The sequence below is a fragment of the Cohaesibacter celericrescens genome (assembly GCF_002866925.1).
Classification (GTDB): domain Bacteria; phylum Pseudomonadota; class Alphaproteobacteria; order Rhizobiales; family Cohaesibacteraceae; genus Cohaesibacter; species Cohaesibacter celericrescens.
The window spans coordinates 42,689-58,160 of the sequence record NZ_PKUQ01000055.1 but is presented as its reverse complement, the minus strand read 5'-3'; the positions used below and the strand labels follow the sequence as shown (position 1 = coordinate 58,160).

Below are 15,472 nucleotides of genomic sequence, written 5' to 3'. Positions count from 1 at the left end.
TCAGATAGACTCGCATCAACCATTCCCTTTGCCTTTGTGATTTGCGGTCTTTATGCCTCCTCCCGCCCAGCCCATTGTTGCCATCGACGCTTATGACGCTGTTCCAATCGTGCCCAATATAGGCACAGACATGGATCTAGACAGTCCACGTGTCGAACTCTCGTTTGATGCCTCAGCACCGACGTCAGAGCAAGCTCTGCAAGTGCTTAAAAATGTCTATGGCTATGATCAGTTTCGCGGACGGCAGGCGGAAACCATTGAAGCGCTACTCAACGGTCACAGCACACTTGCCGTGATGCCGACAGGCATGGGAAAAAGCATTTGCTTCCAGATACCGGCGATGATTTTTGGCGGTCTCACTTTGGTGGTCTCGCCTTTGGTGGCGCTGATGGAAGATCAGGTGATGGCATTGAAATTGGCTGGCGTTGCGGCTGAAAGCATAAACAGCTCACGCCATCGCGACGAAAATGTTGCCACTTGGCGCAAAGTGGCTGCGGGCGAGATCTCTTTGCTTTATATCGCGCCGGAACGGCTAATGACCGAACGGATGTTGTCAGCCCTTGCCAAACTGCCGGTCAATCTGATCGCCATTGATGAGGCCCATTGTATCTCGCGTTGGGGTCCAAGTTTTCGGCCTGACTATGAAGGCCTGACACGGCTGTCGGATTTTTTCCCAAAGGCTCCCATTGCAGCGCTGACGGCCACCGCCGATGAGGCGACGCGCGAGGACATCGCAGAAAAGCTCTTCCCTCGTTCCGCTGACGGGGTTCGGCAAGGCAAAGTGATTGTTTCCGGCTTTGACCGGCCCAACATTCGCCTGACGGTTACTCAGCGCAATGATTGGAAAAAACAACTGCTTGATTTTGTCGAAGCCCGACGAGATCAAGCTGGCATTGTCTATTGTCTGTCGCGTAAAAAAACCGAAGAAATCGCCGAATTTCTTAAAGAGCATAATATCCGCGCCCTGCCTTATCATGCGGGACTGGACAGTGGCGTGCGCGCCGCCCATCAGGCGCTTTTTATGCGCGAGGCCGGTGTCGTGATGGTCGCGACCATTGCCTTTGGCATGGGTATCGATAAACCCGACGTGCGCTTTGTCTTTCACTCGAATTTGCCCGCCAACATGGAAGCTTATGCGCAGGAAATCGGCCGCGCAGGACGCGATGGGGCCCCTGCAGAAGCGATGATGCTTTACGGCCTTGACGATATCCGTATGCGGCGCAGTTTCATTGATAATGAAGGCGGCGATGAGGATCATTCCGCCCGCGAACACAAACGCCTTGATGCCCTGCTTGCCTATTGCGAAGCGCCCACCTGCCGCCGCCAGTCTCTGCTGGTCTATTTTGGTGAAGAGATAGAGCCCTGCGACAACTGCGATATTTGCATTGACCCACCCACCTTGAAAGACGGCACTGTCGAAGCTTTGAGACTGGTAGAGGTGGTGGAATCCACGGGCGAGATGTTTGGCACGGTTCAATTGATTGATATTCTACGCGGGTTAACCCATGAGAAGATCAAAAAATATGGCCATGATAAATTGCCGTGCCATGGCACCGGCAAGGGCACACCAAAAGAGGACTGGCGCGCCATCTTGCGCCAAATGGTCGCCGCCAATTTCCTGCGGCTCGATATTCAAGGCCACGGTGCGCTCAAACTCACCAGCAAAGCGGTTGAATTGAAAACAGGTGCGCTGCGTTTTGCCTTCCGACCTGATGTCATGGGACCATCCGAACTCTATCGCCCCAAAAAAGCCAAGAGCAATTTGCCTGATCTTGACCCAGCAGACCAAGATTTGTTTGAAGCCTTACGGGCCGCACGGTCAGAATTGGCCCGCGAGCATAAAGTGCCCGCCTATGTGATCTTCAATGACAAGACCTTACACGACATGGCAATCCAAAAGCCAACCACCCGCCCCGACTTCCTGCATATCCACGGCGTTGGCAGCTCCAAGCAAAAGAAATTTGCCGATCATTTCATTGATGTGGTTGAAGCATGGATGGGGTGAGCACGGCTTTTGTGACCTAGGCGCCTTCACATCCCATCAAACCCGCGTGAGATGGGCAATTTGGGCAGGACATCGCCACAATAAGACGTCACAAATAGGGCAATAATAATTCTGATCGGGAGTTGCCCCTATGACTGACACCAATAAGCCCAAAGCCTTAAAACGCTTTCTGACCGCACTCGTTCTTGGCTCTGCCTTGATCGCCAGTAATGGTGCGCCGAGCTTTGCCGAAGACAATCTCAAGACTGCTATTTTTGCTGGTGGCTGCTTTTGGTGCGTCGAAAGCGATTTTGACCACGTAAAGGGCGTGGTCGAGACTGTCTCTGGTTATTCAGGCGGCAGCACAACCGAAAATGTCACCTATCGCAACCATGCGGATCATCGCGAGGTGGTCAAGATCACCTATGACGCCACCAAAGTCAGCTATGATATGTTGCTGGATATTTTCTGGCGTTCGGTCGACCCCACCGACGACAGTGGGCAGTTCTGCGATCGTGGCCACACCTACACAACAGCGATCTACACATTGGATGAAGAGCAGGCCAAATTGGCCCAAGCATCAAAGGCAAAATTGGAAACGGACAAAACACTATCCCAGCCAATCAAGACCGAGATTGCGGCGGCCGGACCTTTCTTTGACGCCGAAGATTATCATCAGGATTATTACAAAGTGAATCCTGTCCGCTATAAATATTACCGTTATTCCTGCGGTCGCGATGCAGATATTGAAAAACTATGGGGCGATCAGGCGCATCTGGGAATTATGAAATAGGGCCTCATTCGAAGCGGCCTTGTTTCTCTCGATATGCTCGCCTCAGGTTCCTCGGGCGTATCTTTTAAAATTGTTGGTGCGGGGATGAGTGGGTTAGATTTGTAAAACATCCTGATTCCCCAATCCAAGGACCGATCGATGAAACTCTACGGCATCAAGACCTGCGACACCTGCCGCAAAGCGCTGAAAGCATTTGAAGCGGCAGGCAAACCCATTTCCTTTGTTGATCTGCGTGTGGATGGCTTTAATGATGCCAACCTCGACCGCTGGCTGGATGCTGTCGGCTGGGAGGCTCTGCTCAATCGTCGTTCCACATCTTGGCGGGCCCTCTCAGACGAAGACAAGGCCGAGCCAAACGCCATCAAAGCACGCGCCCTGATGCTGGCCCACCCCACCTTGATCAAACGACCGGTTTTTGAAAGTGACACAGAAATTGTGGTAGGCTTTGGCAAAGCGCAGCAGTCTCAGCTACTGGGCTAGACCATAACAGGCTGCCCGTCCCGACAGATCCCTTTTTTAGGAGTGCCGCATGCGACGCCCTCTTTTGACTGCCACGCTCTCTTTTTGCCCGTCCCTACTTTCAGCCTTACTTTTTCTTTTCTCCTTGAGTTTGCCGCTCCACGCCTCCGCCTATAAGGAAGTCAAAGACGTCAATGTCTGGTGCGACACCTCCATGCGCTGCACCCTCTCCCTGTCACCCAAGACCTTTGATGGCGTGACCAGCCTGTCCCTGCTTCGGGCCAATAAGCTGAACAATGCGCTGTCATTGAAATTCACAAGTCAGGTTGCGATTGAAGATGGGACGCGCTTCTTTTTATCCATTGACGGCAAGGACAGCCTGTCATTGATCGCCGATGCCACATCCATCCAAGACAACGGGCGCGATTATGTCGAAACCAACCCGGATGTGATTGATTGGGTTGTGACTGGCATGAAATCGGGCGCTACGATCAGCGTAAAACAATCAGGCGGCGGTCAATCTGTCACCAGCATTTTCTCCCTCTCGGGCAGCGTCGCTGGTATGATTTTTATGGATGAATATCAGGACTTGTTGAACACCCCTTACGCACTGCAGGTGAAGGGTAGTAAAGCAGCCAGCCAAAGGCTCGCGATCAGCGCGGTGGACAACAGAGAGCAAGTGCCTGCTGTGATTTGGGATAAATGGTTCCGCGATGAAAATGCCGTCTGCCACTTTTACAATAATAGTGAGCGACTGGGATTTGGTGACGGTTTCCGTTTTTCCCTTCGCGCTGGAGATCTGTATGGTCTGCCCTGCGGCTCCCCCGGAGCCTACAATCAGATTTATATCTTTTTCCATGTGCCCCTGGATGAAAGCCAATCCATACAAATGGTTCCTTTCATTCTGGATGGTAATGATACCGCTGAAGACAATGGACCGGACATCTGGAATATTGATTTTAATGCCAGCACCTACCGCCTGAACAGTTTTTTCAAGGGTCGGGGTCTGGGTGACTGTGGTACTCTGTCAAGATGGGATTTGCACGAAGAAGGCCAGAACGTATTTTTTGAAGCGGTAGAAATCCGTGAGAAGGGCGAATGCGACGGAGACTATGCCGGAGGCCCGAACAACTGGCCGATAAGCTGGCCTGTTCGCTAACCAATCCGCAAGTCAAGCCATTGCTCTATAGTATAAATCAAACCGCGCAAGATCGCTGTTAGCAGGCAGGGGAATTTTCCCCTGCCTGTCAAAGTGTCTTTGAGATGCCTCAGAAAATACTTGCACCAAATTCCGCAGAACCAACTGTCGCGCGGAAGGCATGGAACAACTCGCGGCCCATGCCCGTATAATTGCTGGACAAATCGGCGGTTACAGGGTCTCGGTTGAGCACTGTTGGATCAAGGATTTCCAGCTTGCCATTCTCAGCATCCACTCGCACGCGATCACCATCTCGCAGTTTGGCTATCGGGCCTCCATCCAGAGCTTCAGGACTGACGTGAATGGCAGCAGGCACTTTGCCAGACGCACCAGACATACGGCCGTCCGTTACCAAAGCCACTTTCAAACCGCGCTCTTGAAGGATGCTCAGCAGTGGTGTCAGATTGTGCAGTTCAGGCATTCCGTTGGCTTTTGGTCCCTGAAACCGCACCACAACCACAGTGTCGGTCGTGAATTCATTATTCTGGAACGCGGCCTTGACGATTGATTGATCATGGAAAATACGAACTGGAGCCTCAATCACAAGCCGTTCGGGAGCGACAGAGGAGACCTTCATCACGGAGGCTCCTAAATTGCCAGCAAGGCGTTTCAGGCCGCCTTTGGCTTGAAATGGATTGTCAATTTCGCGGATAATCCTGTCATCCAAAGACTCCGGCGCTCCGTCCACCCATTCGGCCGTACCATCGTCTTTCAGACGCGGTTCGCGGGTGTAGAGCTCCATACTATCGCCCGCAACATTTTTGCTGTCTGCATGCAGAAGGCCGCCAGAAAGCAATTGACCGATCACCGCCCCTAAGCCACCAGCGGCATGAAAATGGTTCACATCCGCCAACCCATTGGGATAGACCCGCGCCAGCAGCGGTGTTACTTCTGAGATTGCCTCAAAATCATCCCACAACAACTGAATACCAGCGGCCTTTGCCATTGCGATCATATGAATCAGCAAATTGGTCGACCCACCGGTCGCATTGAGCCCAACCATGCCGTTAACAAAGGCTTTTTCATCCAAAACGTCACTGACGGGCCGATAGGCTTCGCCCCGAGCCGTGATTTCAAGTGCCCGCTTGACTGCAGCCACCGTGACAGCTTCTCTCAATGGCGTGTCCGGATTGATAAAGCTGGTGCCCGGCAATTGCAGCCCCATGAACTCCATGAGCATCTGGTTGGAATTGGCGGTGCCATAAAAGGTGCAGGTGCCCGCGCTATGATAGGCCGCCATTTCAGATTTGAGCAGCTCTTTGCGACCAACCAGACCCTTTGCGAAGTCTTGACGAACTTTGGCTTTTTCCGCATTTGTCTGGCCTGAAGGCATGGGACCAGCGGGCAAAAAGATGGCCGGCAAATGACCAAACGTGGCCGCAGCAATGACCATGCCCGGAACAATCTTGTCGCAGATACCGAGAAAAACGGAACTGTCAAAAACATTATGAGACAAGGCAATGCCGCTGGACATGGCAATCAGGTCGCGCGAGAATAACGACAAATCCATGCCGTCCTGCCCCTGAGTGACCCCATCGCACATTGCAGGCACACCGCCGGCCACCTGAGCGGTCGCTCCGCATTCCCGAGCTGCCCGACGGATTATTTCTGGATAATGCTCATAGGGCTGGTGAGCCGACAGCATATCATTATAGGCGGACACGATTCCTAGATTGGGTGCATCATTTTTGGCAAGTCGATCTTTGTCGTCCGTATTTGAAGCCGCAAAGGCATGGGCAAGGTTGCCACAAGTCAAATGGGCACGCCCAGGACCTGTTTTTCTTGCAGCTTCGGTTTTCACCAGATAGGCGGCGCGGCTATCGCGACTGCGCTCTATGATCTGGTCGGTTACACGCTTCAGCGTTTCATGAAGAGGTTTGGTCAATCCAGTCTCCCATGCGTCCAAGGACAACATATAATTTCGAGCAAGTTTATAGCAAAGCCCATTCGATAGGGCTTATCGGGTGGCGCAATCGGGTCCTATTTCAAGCAGATGTGATTTCGCTACCATGCAGTCTGAACATAACTTCATACAACTTTAGTTGCAAGGCAAGAATAAATGTGCCTCACCTAAGGGATCTGCCTCGCTCCGTCATCCAAGACTGCTATGACTAGACGCGCAACCATGGGTTTGCTTGGGACAACTGGGCGTAAAAATTAAAATTTGGGTCTGAGGCAACAATGAGGATCGACCTGAATCTACAATCGGGTATAATGCTCAGATTGTATTTTATAGTTTTGATGGGATCAATTTTGTTCTCAGCCTTATATTCAACGATTGCGAAGAAGAAGCTTTATGGCATCATCTCCGGAAAACCAAGCCTCACCGCGGTCATTGTTTGACTGACACACACAAGCATTTAGAGCAGTATAGATCCAAGCACAGCATAAAAACGAACGGATAAAACAGGTCGATCAAGACTTGTGATTTTTACAAATCTCTTGGAAACACATTTCAATACAAATCTATTTTTCAAATAACGGAATGAATAATTCGATGACCCATTCAACCAAAGAGCTCACTGTAAATATTCTTGGAACACGGGGTATTCCTGAAGGCCATAGTGGCTTTGAAACATTTGTTTTGCATCTTGCGCCCTTTTTGCGCGACAAAGGCTGGAAGGTGAATGTCTATTGCCAACTTGAACCCGATGAGGACGGCCATTTGGAGCCGGACTTTGAGGATGATTGGAATGGTATTCGGCGCATACATCTTGGCTCAACCAAGACATCCTCTGCAGGCAGCATCATTTTTGACTGGCGCACCGTGAAGCATGTCTTGAACGAGCCCGGGGTTGATCTTGTGCTAGGCTATAACACCGCTGTGTTTAATTTGGTCCAGCGGCTGCGTGGGCGCTCGGTCTTGATGAATATGGATGGCGTGGAATGGAAGCGGGCGAAATGGTCCCTTCCCGTCAAAATCTGGTTTTATTTCAACGAGTTTATCGGCGCCAACTTTTCAAGCGTTCCCATTGCCGATCATCCGGAGATTGCTAAGCATCTGCATCGACACGGATGTTTCCGCTCAACGATCATCCCTTACGGCTCCTATCGGATAGATGAAACACCAGCCGAGCCCCTTGCGTCGTTAGGCATTGAGCCCAACAACTTTTTTGTCTCTATTGCACGCATCGAACCGGAGAATTCCATTCTGGATTTGGTCAAAGCCTTTTGCTCCAAGCCACGTAAGGTAAAACTGGTTGTCTTGGGTCGAATGATTGAGGGTCGTCCCTTTACCAATGAGCTAAGAGCTGCCGCTAATGAAAATGTGATTTTTCCAGGCCCTATTTTTGATCAAAAGATCGTATCGGCATTGCGTAAGTATGCATTGGGATATTTGCATGGCCATCAGGTGGGCGGGACCAATCCATCGCTAGTGGAATCTCTTGGGGCAGGCAGCGCAATTGTTGCTCATGACAACCGTTTCAACCGCTGGGTTGCCGGGCCGGATCAGTTTTACTTCTCATCCATTGAGGAGTTGTCAGATATTTATGATCGCCTGTCGGACGATCCATCCATAGCCGACAACGCCCGCGAAAAAGCGCAGGAGCGCCATGCTGAGGCGTTTGAATGGGACCATGTTCTTTCGCAATATGAGGAAATACTGCGAAAAGAAGCAATGAAGAATTGATACTATAACTATCGGAATGTCAGAAATGCTTTTGTGGTCGTAAAAACCTTAAAACGACAATGACTTTTTATTTTATATTTTTATAAAGCGAGAAGTAACCAGCTGGTCTCTTTTCGTTGATATCTACCATTATGGAGCCTTTCAAATTGTCAAACGGTAATCCAACTCGCATTTTAGCCATACATCAAGGTGCCGAGCTCTACGGTTCAGACCGCAGTTTTGCCCAATGCGTTCAGGGTATAAGAAAGGCTTTTCCTGATGCACAATTGGATGTAAAATTGGGTCACAACGGCCCATTGGAAGAGTTTTTACGCCCACATTCCGATAAAATCATCATTGATGACCTCTGGATTGCTCGAAAATCTCGTCTATTTCGCTTGGTTTTACTTGGTGGTCCACATTTGCTCTGGAATGTCATCCGCCATGCGAGAGATATTTGGAACTATGATCTCATCTATATTAATACCATCGTTGTGCTAGATTATGTCATATTGTCACTTGTTATGCCAAAATCTAGCGTCATCCATGTACGAGAAATCCCCGACGATTCAGCATTTGGCAAGCTGATGAAATTCATCGTTCGCTCAAGTAAGTCTTTGTTGATTTGCAATTCCCGAGCGACGCTCGAAGCTTACCAGCCAGTGAAAGCGGGGCATGGTCTCGTGATCCATAACGGCGTCAATGTCGAACGCGCGACAATGAAAAAAAGAGAGAAACAGGATAGCTTCAACATTGTTGTTCTGGGGCGCATCAGTTCTTGGAAAGGGCAGGATTTGTTGCTCCATGCCATTGCTCAAATGCCCGAAAAACTAAAGCAAAGAGTGAAGCTGAAAATAATTGGCAGCGCCTTTGAGGGCAACGAGCACCTTGAACGAGAATTGCACGATTTTGTTGCCGCTAACGCTCTTGAGACAATTGTTGAGTTCGTTCCTTTTACCCAGAATGTGTCCGCATTTTATGGCTGGGCCGATCTGGTAGTCAATCCATCGCGAAAGGCTGAACCTTTCGGACGCGTCATCGTTGAAGCGATGGCAAATGCTTTGCCCGTGGTCGCCGCTGCACATGGTGGCCCATTGGAGATTGTCGAGAACGATAAAACAGGCCTTTTGTTTACTCCCAACGATGCGTCATCGCTTGCTGACAGCCTCGCAAGACTTGCGCAAGATGCCGATTTATGCACCGAGTTTCGAGAGAATGGCTACAAAAAATATATCGAAGACTTTACAGAAGAAAAAATGCAAACCAAACTCGTAGACGCAATAAAGACATGGATAAAACACTGATTACAAACAGCATTCCATGATACTAGCATTCTTGAATTACTTATATAGATGGCCTAAATTTGCATGGACAATATCAGCATAGATAAATTTGGCAGTGCTTCGGGGAAGCTGGAGAGCGATCAACTTCAAGTCGCAAAATTGTCTATCTGGTTGATTTTGGCGACTTATCATAAACTGGAATTCACGATCATCATTTGTTTCGTTGTGATTTTTTTTAGAATCATAAAGTCAGGCAAAATTGATACGCGTGGCTTCAAGATGACATGGCCAATCCTTCTGCTCTGCGTTTTGGGGCTATTTGGGGCAATCTTTTCTGATGACTTTGAATTCAGAAATTATATAAGAGATTTTTTCTATACCATTAAGGTACCGTTCTTAGTGGTTGCGACAGCCATTTTTATTGATCGCAAAACATCTACCCAAACCATCCTCAGTGCGATTTTAATCGCGGGATTTGTGGTCAGTCTTTCCTATATTGCCAGATACCAATTGTGGGTGGATGCAGACACTCCTCGCCGTCTTATTCAAATTCAAGTCGGCAGAGGCTATTTGCTTGCTGTATACGCAATTCCTTTAGCATTATTTGCGGCGAGATATGACAGCGGCGTTCTGAATCATAAACTTTTTCGCCTTCTGGTTGCTGTCATAACAGCTTATGGAATATATTTATCGACATCCCGCTCACTTCCGCTGTTTCTTTTGTTTTTCGGCGGAATCTGGTTGTTGTACGAATTAAAGATTTCATTCCAACCAATATTCATCATCTACATCGTGTTTATAGCCTTATTTAGCCTGCCACCCGTTCGAGACATGACTTCTGAGTGGCTAGCGGCTTCAGATTATAAGTTTGTTCTCACGAACGGTAATGAAATATTTGCCAAAAACTTTGACTCCTTGCAATCCATTCGAGAAGGGTTCAGATCCTACGAAGCCTCAAAAGCTTGGAGTGAGTTTCAAGAGTTCAGCACTATCTCTCAATTGTTTGGCAAAGGGTTCGGTCACCTTACAGATTTGGGTGTCCAGATTTCATTGGGGGTTACTGCCACAGAGCAAGAAGGCTTGATGGCCGTTCCAACGACCCATATTTCTGCAATGGCTGCGCTATTAAAGTTTGGATGGTTCGGGTTTTTATTATATTTTTCAAGTGTTATCCCTTTTCTCTATTCAAAAAAAGTAGATAAAGGTGACAGAATCCTGCTCATTTTAAATAATTTTTCCTGCGTCATTATCGTATATGTGATTTTTTTGTTTCAGGGTCTTTTTTCTAAATTGGAAATTCTCAACACAGCGGTCGTTATTGCTTCGATGACAACTTTGCATCTGCAAACCCAGTATCGACTAAAGCAAAAAAATAAAAGCGTTTGAATTCTATCTATTTTCAAGGCGCGCCTTATCGCGCTAAACAGGCGGAAACACTCAAATGAATTTGAGTATCAACCTAGCAATTCTTAAGCCGGTAGCAACAATGCTGATTGGATCCAGTGCCGCAATGGTATTGTCCGCTCTTTCGGTTTTGGTTGCCACCCACTTTTTTTCACCCGCTGTGTATGGAACATTCCAAGCCACAGATTCCTTTGCATTGATATTTGCTTTTGGTGGAACCTTTGCGCTTGATAAAGCTTTTTACGTCAGCCGATCTAAAAGTGAAGACAGAATTATCGCCGCTATGGCTGTAAGCGCCATATTTTTTACAACGCTCGTCGCGATTGTCCTTTATGTGTTTATGGTGTCCTATGGTTTGATCGAAGCCATCGTCTCATTACCGATTGCAATTCTCTATTTGGCAATCGTTATCATGTCCCGCGGCTTGTTTTTCCTTTCACGAAGCTACCAAATCAGAGAATTGAATTATAAAATTGTAGCCATGAGCGACATCGTGCAAAGCGCAATTTTGTTCATCGGGCGCAGCCTGTCTTCTTTATACTGGCCGACCCTTTTAGGCCTACTCATTAGCGGCATTGCGGGTACGCTAGGAGGAACCTTCAAAATTTCCCAAACGGTTCGACGACTAGCCATACAAGGCCTGAGCGAAATTTCCCGACCAAGGTTTTCTTATGTTGCCTGGAAAAATCGCCGCTATTTTTTAGTTGAAAGTTGGGGGGGCTTTTTGCGTTCGATGGCTCAGAAAGGAACTGTCGTTCTGGTAACGGCAACCTTTGGCCCAAGCAAAGCGGCACTAACCTCTGTTGCGTTACTGCTTCTTTTGCAGCCGATGCAGGTCGTCATCAATCCAGCGGTAGATGTCGCACGGTCAAAACTTGCGACGCTTATTCGAAATTCTGATAAATCAAATGACTTAATCATCGCCAATTTGACACCATTGGCCGTTATTCTTATTGCACCTTTTATTCTTGCTTTTGGGATAATGGTATTGCTGTTTCTTGCACCTACCCTGATCGGAGAGAAGTGGCAAGAAGTCAACTCAGTGATTATCTATATGGCACCGGTCGTTTATGCACTACTTGTTGCCCGCGCACTGCAGTCTGTTTTCTCACAATTGTCCTTGCAAGGCCTTGCCCTGTCTGTCGACCTTCTCAGCACCCTTGTCTTGTTTGTCACCATTTATCTATCTTGGAGCTTAGGCTTTGACCTTACAACTTCATTTTTGGCGGCTGGGGTAGCATTGGTTTTGACAATGTATTTTCTTTTTGCAATTCTTCTCTTGTGGACAGGGAAATATAATAGAGTTCGCCACAGCGTTTAATGCTCATCGCGGGCTCGGCTGAGCATTTACATAAATTGCGCGACGCTTGGCAGCATCAAATGAGATTCTACAGGTTAGCATCCCCCCCCCCCCCCTGCAATTGCTCAACATAAGCGCGAGACAGGGCGTGACTGGCGCCCTTGAGAAAATCATCTTTGGGCAGTTCTTCGGCGATACGTCCTTGATCAAGGACGGCAATTCGTTTGCACAGGCGCAACAATGGCGCCAGATCATGGCTGATGATCAAAATGGTGAGCGGCCTGGTCGCATGAATTCGCTCCAAGAGCTGCATGGTTGACAGCTGGGTAACCAGATCCAGTGAAGAGAAAGGCTCATCAAGGATGAGGACATCCGGCTGTGCGGCAACGGCCCTTGCCATGGCAACACGTTGGCATTGTCCTCCGGACAGCATGTGGGGTCTCCTAGTGGACAGCTCTTTTGTTATTCCAAAACCATCCAATAGCTTCCCAGCGTGCTCGTTTCGATCTTGTTTGTCACCAATTCGAAACCCGTTCAGTGTTTCCAACACTGTTGCGTGAGCCGACAGAAACGGGCTGAGTGCCTGAACCGGATCCTGCCACAAATATTGCACCCTTCGCCGGGTTTCTACCTGACCAAATACAATCTTTTGCCCTTGCAGTAGAACCTCGCCGCTTTGCGCCGTTTCAAGACCGACCATGCAGCGTCCCAGCGTTGATTTACCGCTACCCGAGCGCCCGATAAGACCAACAATTTCGCCAGCTTCCAGTTTCAAATCAATACCCCTGAGAACAGGTTGGTCGTGAAAACTCTTGTGCAAGTTGCTAATCGTCAGCATTTTAATCCAAGATCCCTTGCCGCCATGGCCAATTCCCGCACTTTGGGTGATTCCGATACACCTATGTCTGCAACAGAGAGTGCATCCGAGATCTGGCCACAAGACAATACCAACGTGTGGTCCACGACATGGCTGACGGCCCGCAAATCATGGCTTATGAACAAAAGCGAAGCTCCTGTTTCTTTTGCCATAATGGTTAGGGCCTGAAGCACATCCCGTTCGGTGAGAACATCCAGACCAGTTGTTGGCTCGTCTGCGATCAGGATGTTGGGACGAAGGATCAGCGCCATGGCAATCAAAACACGCTGTTTCATGCCTCCACTGAGTTGATAGGGGTAATTGTCTTGTACCCAAACGGGCAATTGGACCACGTCCAAAGCGTTCGGCAAGCAGGACTTGCTATCTCGGCCAGCACGTTTTGCAGCTTCCTTTAATTGCACACCGACCTTCACAGCGGGAGACAGAGCCGTTGCCGGAGATTGAAAAATCTGAAAGATGGATGAACCTCGCAAAGACCGCCAAGCCTTTGGATCAAAGGCCAAGATATTCTGACCATCTAACAGGATTTTTCCGCTCAGCACGCGCAGCGGAGGACGCAACAGACCACAAAGGGTCGCTGCGATCATGGATTTTCCGCTACCACTGGCACCAATCAGCCCCAATTTTTCTCCTTTGCCAAGGCTAAAGCTGATTTGATCCAGCAGAAGGGTTCCGTTTGGCGCAATGACACTGAGATTCTGAACGTCGAGTAAGGCTGCTACCATCTGTAAGGCTCCCTTTTGTCCAACAAATCCCGCAGGCCTTCGCCAATCAAATTGAAAGCCAAAACGGCCAAGGTTACAGCTACTCCGGGAGCCACAAACATATGCGGTGCTTGTGCAAAGAACGATCGCGCGTCATTAAGCATCGCTCCCCACTCTGCCATTGGCGGTTGCGCTCCGATGCCAAGAAAGCTTAAACCCGACAAGGCCAGCAACACCGACGCAGTTTCGAGAGAAACAATCACAGCAAGCGGCGGCAAGATCTGTGGCAGGATATGATAGAATACGACCCGCATTCGCGATGCACCGCCAAGTCGGGCGGCTTTTACAAAATCTTTCTCCTTGGCTGAGAGAACAAGTGCACGAACAAGGCGGGCCATGGAAGGCCACCAAGCAACAGCCACGCCGATGATCGCCGCCTCCAGAGATGCGCCCATAAAACCGATGATGGCCAATGTCAGGATCAGTGTTGGGAAGGCCATGATGATATCGGCAAGCCGCATCATCAACGCGTCTATTCGTCCCTCCAGCAATCCCGCGCACAGCCCCCACGGCAACGCGATGGCAAAAATTCCAAACATGGTGAGCAAGGATGCACCCAAAGACACGGGAATTGCTGCAACAATGCGGGCCAACACATCACGTCCCAAATGATCTGTGCCTAGGAGATGCACATGAGAAGGCGCAGACAAGCGCGCCAATAAGTCCATTTTGTCAGGCCCCGGCAGGAATAGATATGGGCTGGCAAACCAGAGCAAAACATACAAAGCAAGCAGGCCTGTCCCTGCTACCAGACCGACAGAGCCAAGACCTAAAGATCCCAACGGTGTCGGCTTTGTCATCGGAATGCTATCGGCCATGACGCAGTTTCCGTTTCAATTGCGGATCAGCCAGCGTTACAACGAAGTCTGCGATAAAGCTGGTTATAAAAAAAATGAGCCCCCCAAGAATGAGGTATGCCTGGATCACCGGATAATCCCGCTGGCCGATTGCTTGCAGAATTAATTGTCCTAACCCGGGCCAGCCGAAAATGCTTTCGACGATCACTGCACCACCTAAAAGCGCTCCAAATGTACTGGCCCATGCGGTTGCGAGGGGGCCTATGATTTGTGGGGTAATATGCCGGACCAATATCGTGGAAGGTGGCACCCCCTTGGCAATGGCAAGTCGCACATAGTCCTGACACATCTCGGATCGTATTCTCTCGCGCACGACGCGCCCCAAAGTGGCTCCTGCTCCAAGGCTCAATGTGAGGGCAGGCAAAATCAGATCATGCCAACGGCCATCTCCGACCAAGCGCGCCCACCCCAAATTGAGAACAAACACATAAATCAGCACCAGCGCGAGCCAAAAAGATGGCACAGAAACCAGCAATATAGTTAAGGCACGCAGAAGCCCTGCGGCGACAGTCGCTGTGCTCACAGCGGCAATACCAAAGAAGAGAGACAGCCCAATCGCTCCTGCAAGTGATGTGAGGGACAAAAGCAATGTGGCAGGCAAATGCAGGCCAATTTCGGTCATAACCGGCCGCCCGCTTGCAATGGAATCGCCAAAATCAAATTGCAGTGCTCTTAGAAGCCAAAGAAAATACCGCTCGAAAAACGGTTTATCCAAGCCATATTGAGCCTTCAAAGCTGCAAGATCCTCAGGCGTAGGAACAACCCCGAAGGTTCGCAACTCCTGAGTGATTGGGTCCCCCGGAGCCAAGGCAACAATGGCAAAGGCCACAAATGACATACCCAACAGGGTGGGTAGCGCCGAGGCCAAACGCATTAAAACAAAACGCAACATAGCTGAATCCAAAAATGGCAGCGTCCAACAGCGGGCACTGCCAGAAGTAAG

General features: G+C 49.4%; 13 protein-coding genes. 8 read left to right on the top strand and 5 right to left on the bottom strand.

The annotated features are described in order from the left end of the window. Window positions 1-52 precede the first annotated feature (52 nt). From recQ to C0081_RS21275, 4 genes are all read left to right on the top strand, one after another. Window positions 53-2,005, top strand: a complete 1,953-nt coding sequence (gene recQ, locus C0081_RS21290; RefSeq protein ID WP_245418018.1) for a DNA helicase RecQ — start codon at window positions 53-55, stop codon at window positions 2,003-2,005. A gap of 130 nt (window positions 2,006-2,135) precedes the next feature. After that, window positions 2,136-2,777 carry a peptide-methionine (S)-S-oxide reductase MsrA gene (gene msrA / locus C0081_RS21285; RefSeq protein WP_101535755.1) on the top strand — a complete coding sequence of 214 codons (642 nt, stop codon included), beginning with the start codon at window positions 2,136-2,138 and terminating at the stop codon, window positions 2,775-2,777. A gap of 138 nt (window positions 2,778-2,915) precedes the next feature. Further along, window positions 2,916-3,257: an arsenate reductase gene (locus C0081_RS21280; protein ID WP_101535754.1), complete on the top strand. Its 342-nt coding sequence runs from the start codon at window positions 2,916-2,918 to the stop codon at window positions 3,255-3,257. 49 nt (window positions 3,258-3,306) lie between these two features. Beyond that, window positions 3,307-4,395, top strand: coding sequence for a DUF1176 domain-containing protein (locus tag C0081_RS21275; protein ID WP_101535753.1), 1,089 nt, complete (start codon window positions 3,307-3,309; stop codon window positions 4,393-4,395). Between the two features lie 109 nt (window positions 4,396-4,504). Here the strand turns inward: C0081_RS21275 and edd are convergent, their stop codons facing one another. Beyond that, complete coding sequence (gene edd / locus C0081_RS21270; protein ID WP_101535752.1) at window positions 4,505-6,349, bottom strand: phosphogluconate dehydratase; 1,845 nt, start codon at window positions 6,347-6,349, stop codon at window positions 4,505-4,507. A 582-nt stretch (window positions 6,350-6,931) separates the two neighbouring features. On the opposite strand from edd, the gene C0081_RS21265 reads away from it, so the two are divergent. The 4 genes from C0081_RS21265 (at window position 6,932) to C0081_RS21250 (ending at window position 12,052) form a co-directional block, all read left to right on the top strand. Next, on the top strand, window positions 6,932-8,065 hold the full coding sequence (locus C0081_RS21265) for a DUF1972 domain-containing protein (protein ID WP_101536042.1): 1,134 nt from the start codon (window positions 6,932-6,934) through the stop codon (window positions 8,063-8,065). Window positions 8,066-8,211: 146 nt separating this feature from the next. Further along, the gene (locus C0081_RS21260) at window positions 8,212-9,348 is read left to right on the top strand and encodes a glycosyltransferase family 4 protein (protein ID WP_180966999.1); all 1,137 of its coding nucleotides are present in this window, start codon (window positions 8,212-8,214) and stop codon (window positions 9,346-9,348) included. 63 nt (window positions 9,349-9,411) lie between these two features. Further along, window positions 9,412-10,713 (top strand): hypothetical protein, encoded by a 1,302-nt coding sequence (locus C0081_RS21255; RefSeq protein ID WP_101535750.1) that lies wholly within the window; start codon window positions 9,412-9,414, stop codon window positions 10,711-10,713. A 55-nt stretch (window positions 10,714-10,768) separates the two neighbouring features. Further along, window positions 10,769-12,052 (top strand): MATE family efflux transporter, encoded by a 1,284-nt coding sequence (locus tag C0081_RS21250; RefSeq protein WP_101535749.1) that lies wholly within the window; start codon window positions 10,769-10,771, stop codon window positions 12,050-12,052. 67 nt (window positions 12,053-12,119) lie between these two features. Here the strand turns inward: C0081_RS21250 and C0081_RS21245 are convergent, their stop codons facing one another. Genes C0081_RS21245 through C0081_RS21230 form a run of 4 tightly spaced genes read right to left on the bottom strand, consistent with a single transcriptional unit; the run spans window position 12,120 to window position 15,421 of the window. Further along, the gene (locus C0081_RS21245; RefSeq protein WP_101535748.1) at window positions 12,120-12,869 is read right to left on the bottom strand and encodes an ABC transporter ATP-binding protein; all 750 of its coding nucleotides are present in this window, start codon (window positions 12,867-12,869) and stop codon (window positions 12,120-12,122) included. Further along, window positions 12,863-13,633, bottom strand: a complete 771-nt coding sequence (locus C0081_RS21240; protein WP_101535747.1) for an ATP-binding cassette domain-containing protein — start codon at window positions 13,631-13,633, stop codon at window positions 12,863-12,865. Before C0081_RS21240 ends, C0081_RS21245 begins: the two co-directional genes overlap by 7 nt. Then, entirely contained in the window at window positions 13,627-14,490 is an 864-nt protein-coding gene (locus tag C0081_RS21235; protein ID WP_101535746.1) for an ABC transporter permease, read from the bottom strand. The genes C0081_RS21240 and C0081_RS21235 overlap by 7 nt, the downstream gene beginning before the upstream one ends. After that, window positions 14,480-15,421, bottom strand: a complete 942-nt coding sequence (locus C0081_RS21230) for an ABC transporter permease (protein ID WP_101535745.1) — start codon at window positions 15,419-15,421, stop codon at window positions 14,480-14,482. The genes C0081_RS21235 and C0081_RS21230 overlap by 11 nt, the downstream gene beginning before the upstream one ends. Window positions 15,422-15,472: the final 51 nt, after the last annotated feature.

What these genes read in the sequence shown, in the direction of transcription:
- recQ (WP_245418018.1), top strand. Translation starts at nt 53, where the DNA reads ATGCCTCCTCCCGCCCAGCCCATTGTTGCCATCGACGCTTATGACGCT.
- msrA (WP_101535755.1), top strand. Translation starts at nt 2,136, where the DNA reads ATGACTGACACCAATAAGCCCAAAGCCTTAAAACGCTTTCTGACCGCA.
- C0081_RS21280 (WP_101535754.1), top strand. Translation starts at nt 2,916, where the DNA reads ATGAAACTCTACGGCATCAAGACCTGCGACACCTGCCGCAAAGCGCTG.
- C0081_RS21275 (WP_101535753.1), top strand. Translation starts at nt 3,307, where the DNA reads ATGCGACGCCCTCTTTTGACTGCCACGCTCTCTTTTTGCCCGTCCCTA.
- edd (WP_101535752.1), bottom strand. Translation starts at nt 6,349, where the DNA reads ATGTTGTCCTTGGACGCATGGGAGACTGGATTGACCAAACCTCTTCAT.
- C0081_RS21265 (WP_101536042.1), top strand. Translation starts at nt 6,932, where the DNA reads ATGACCCATTCAACCAAAGAGCTCACTGTAAATATTCTTGGAACACGG.
- C0081_RS21255 (WP_101535750.1), top strand. Translation starts at nt 9,412, where the DNA reads ATGGACAATATCAGCATAGATAAATTTGGCAGTGCTTCGGGGAAGCTG.
- C0081_RS21250 (WP_101535749.1), top strand. Translation starts at nt 10,769, where the DNA reads ATGAATTTGAGTATCAACCTAGCAATTCTTAAGCCGGTAGCAACAATG.
- C0081_RS21245 (WP_101535748.1), bottom strand. Translation starts at nt 12,869, where the DNA reads ATGCTGACGATTAGCAACTTGCACAAGAGTTTTCACGACCAACCTGTT.
- C0081_RS21240 (WP_101535747.1), bottom strand. Translation starts at nt 13,633, where the DNA reads ATGGTAGCAGCCTTACTCGACGTTCAGAATCTCAGTGTCATTGCGCCA.
- C0081_RS21235 (WP_101535746.1), bottom strand. Translation starts at nt 14,490, where the DNA reads ATGGCCGATAGCATTCCGATGACAAAGCCGACACCGTTGGGATCTTTA.
- C0081_RS21230 (WP_101535745.1), bottom strand. Translation starts at nt 15,421, where the DNA reads ATGTTGCGTTTTGTTTTAATGCGTTTGGCCTCGGCGCTACCCACCCTG.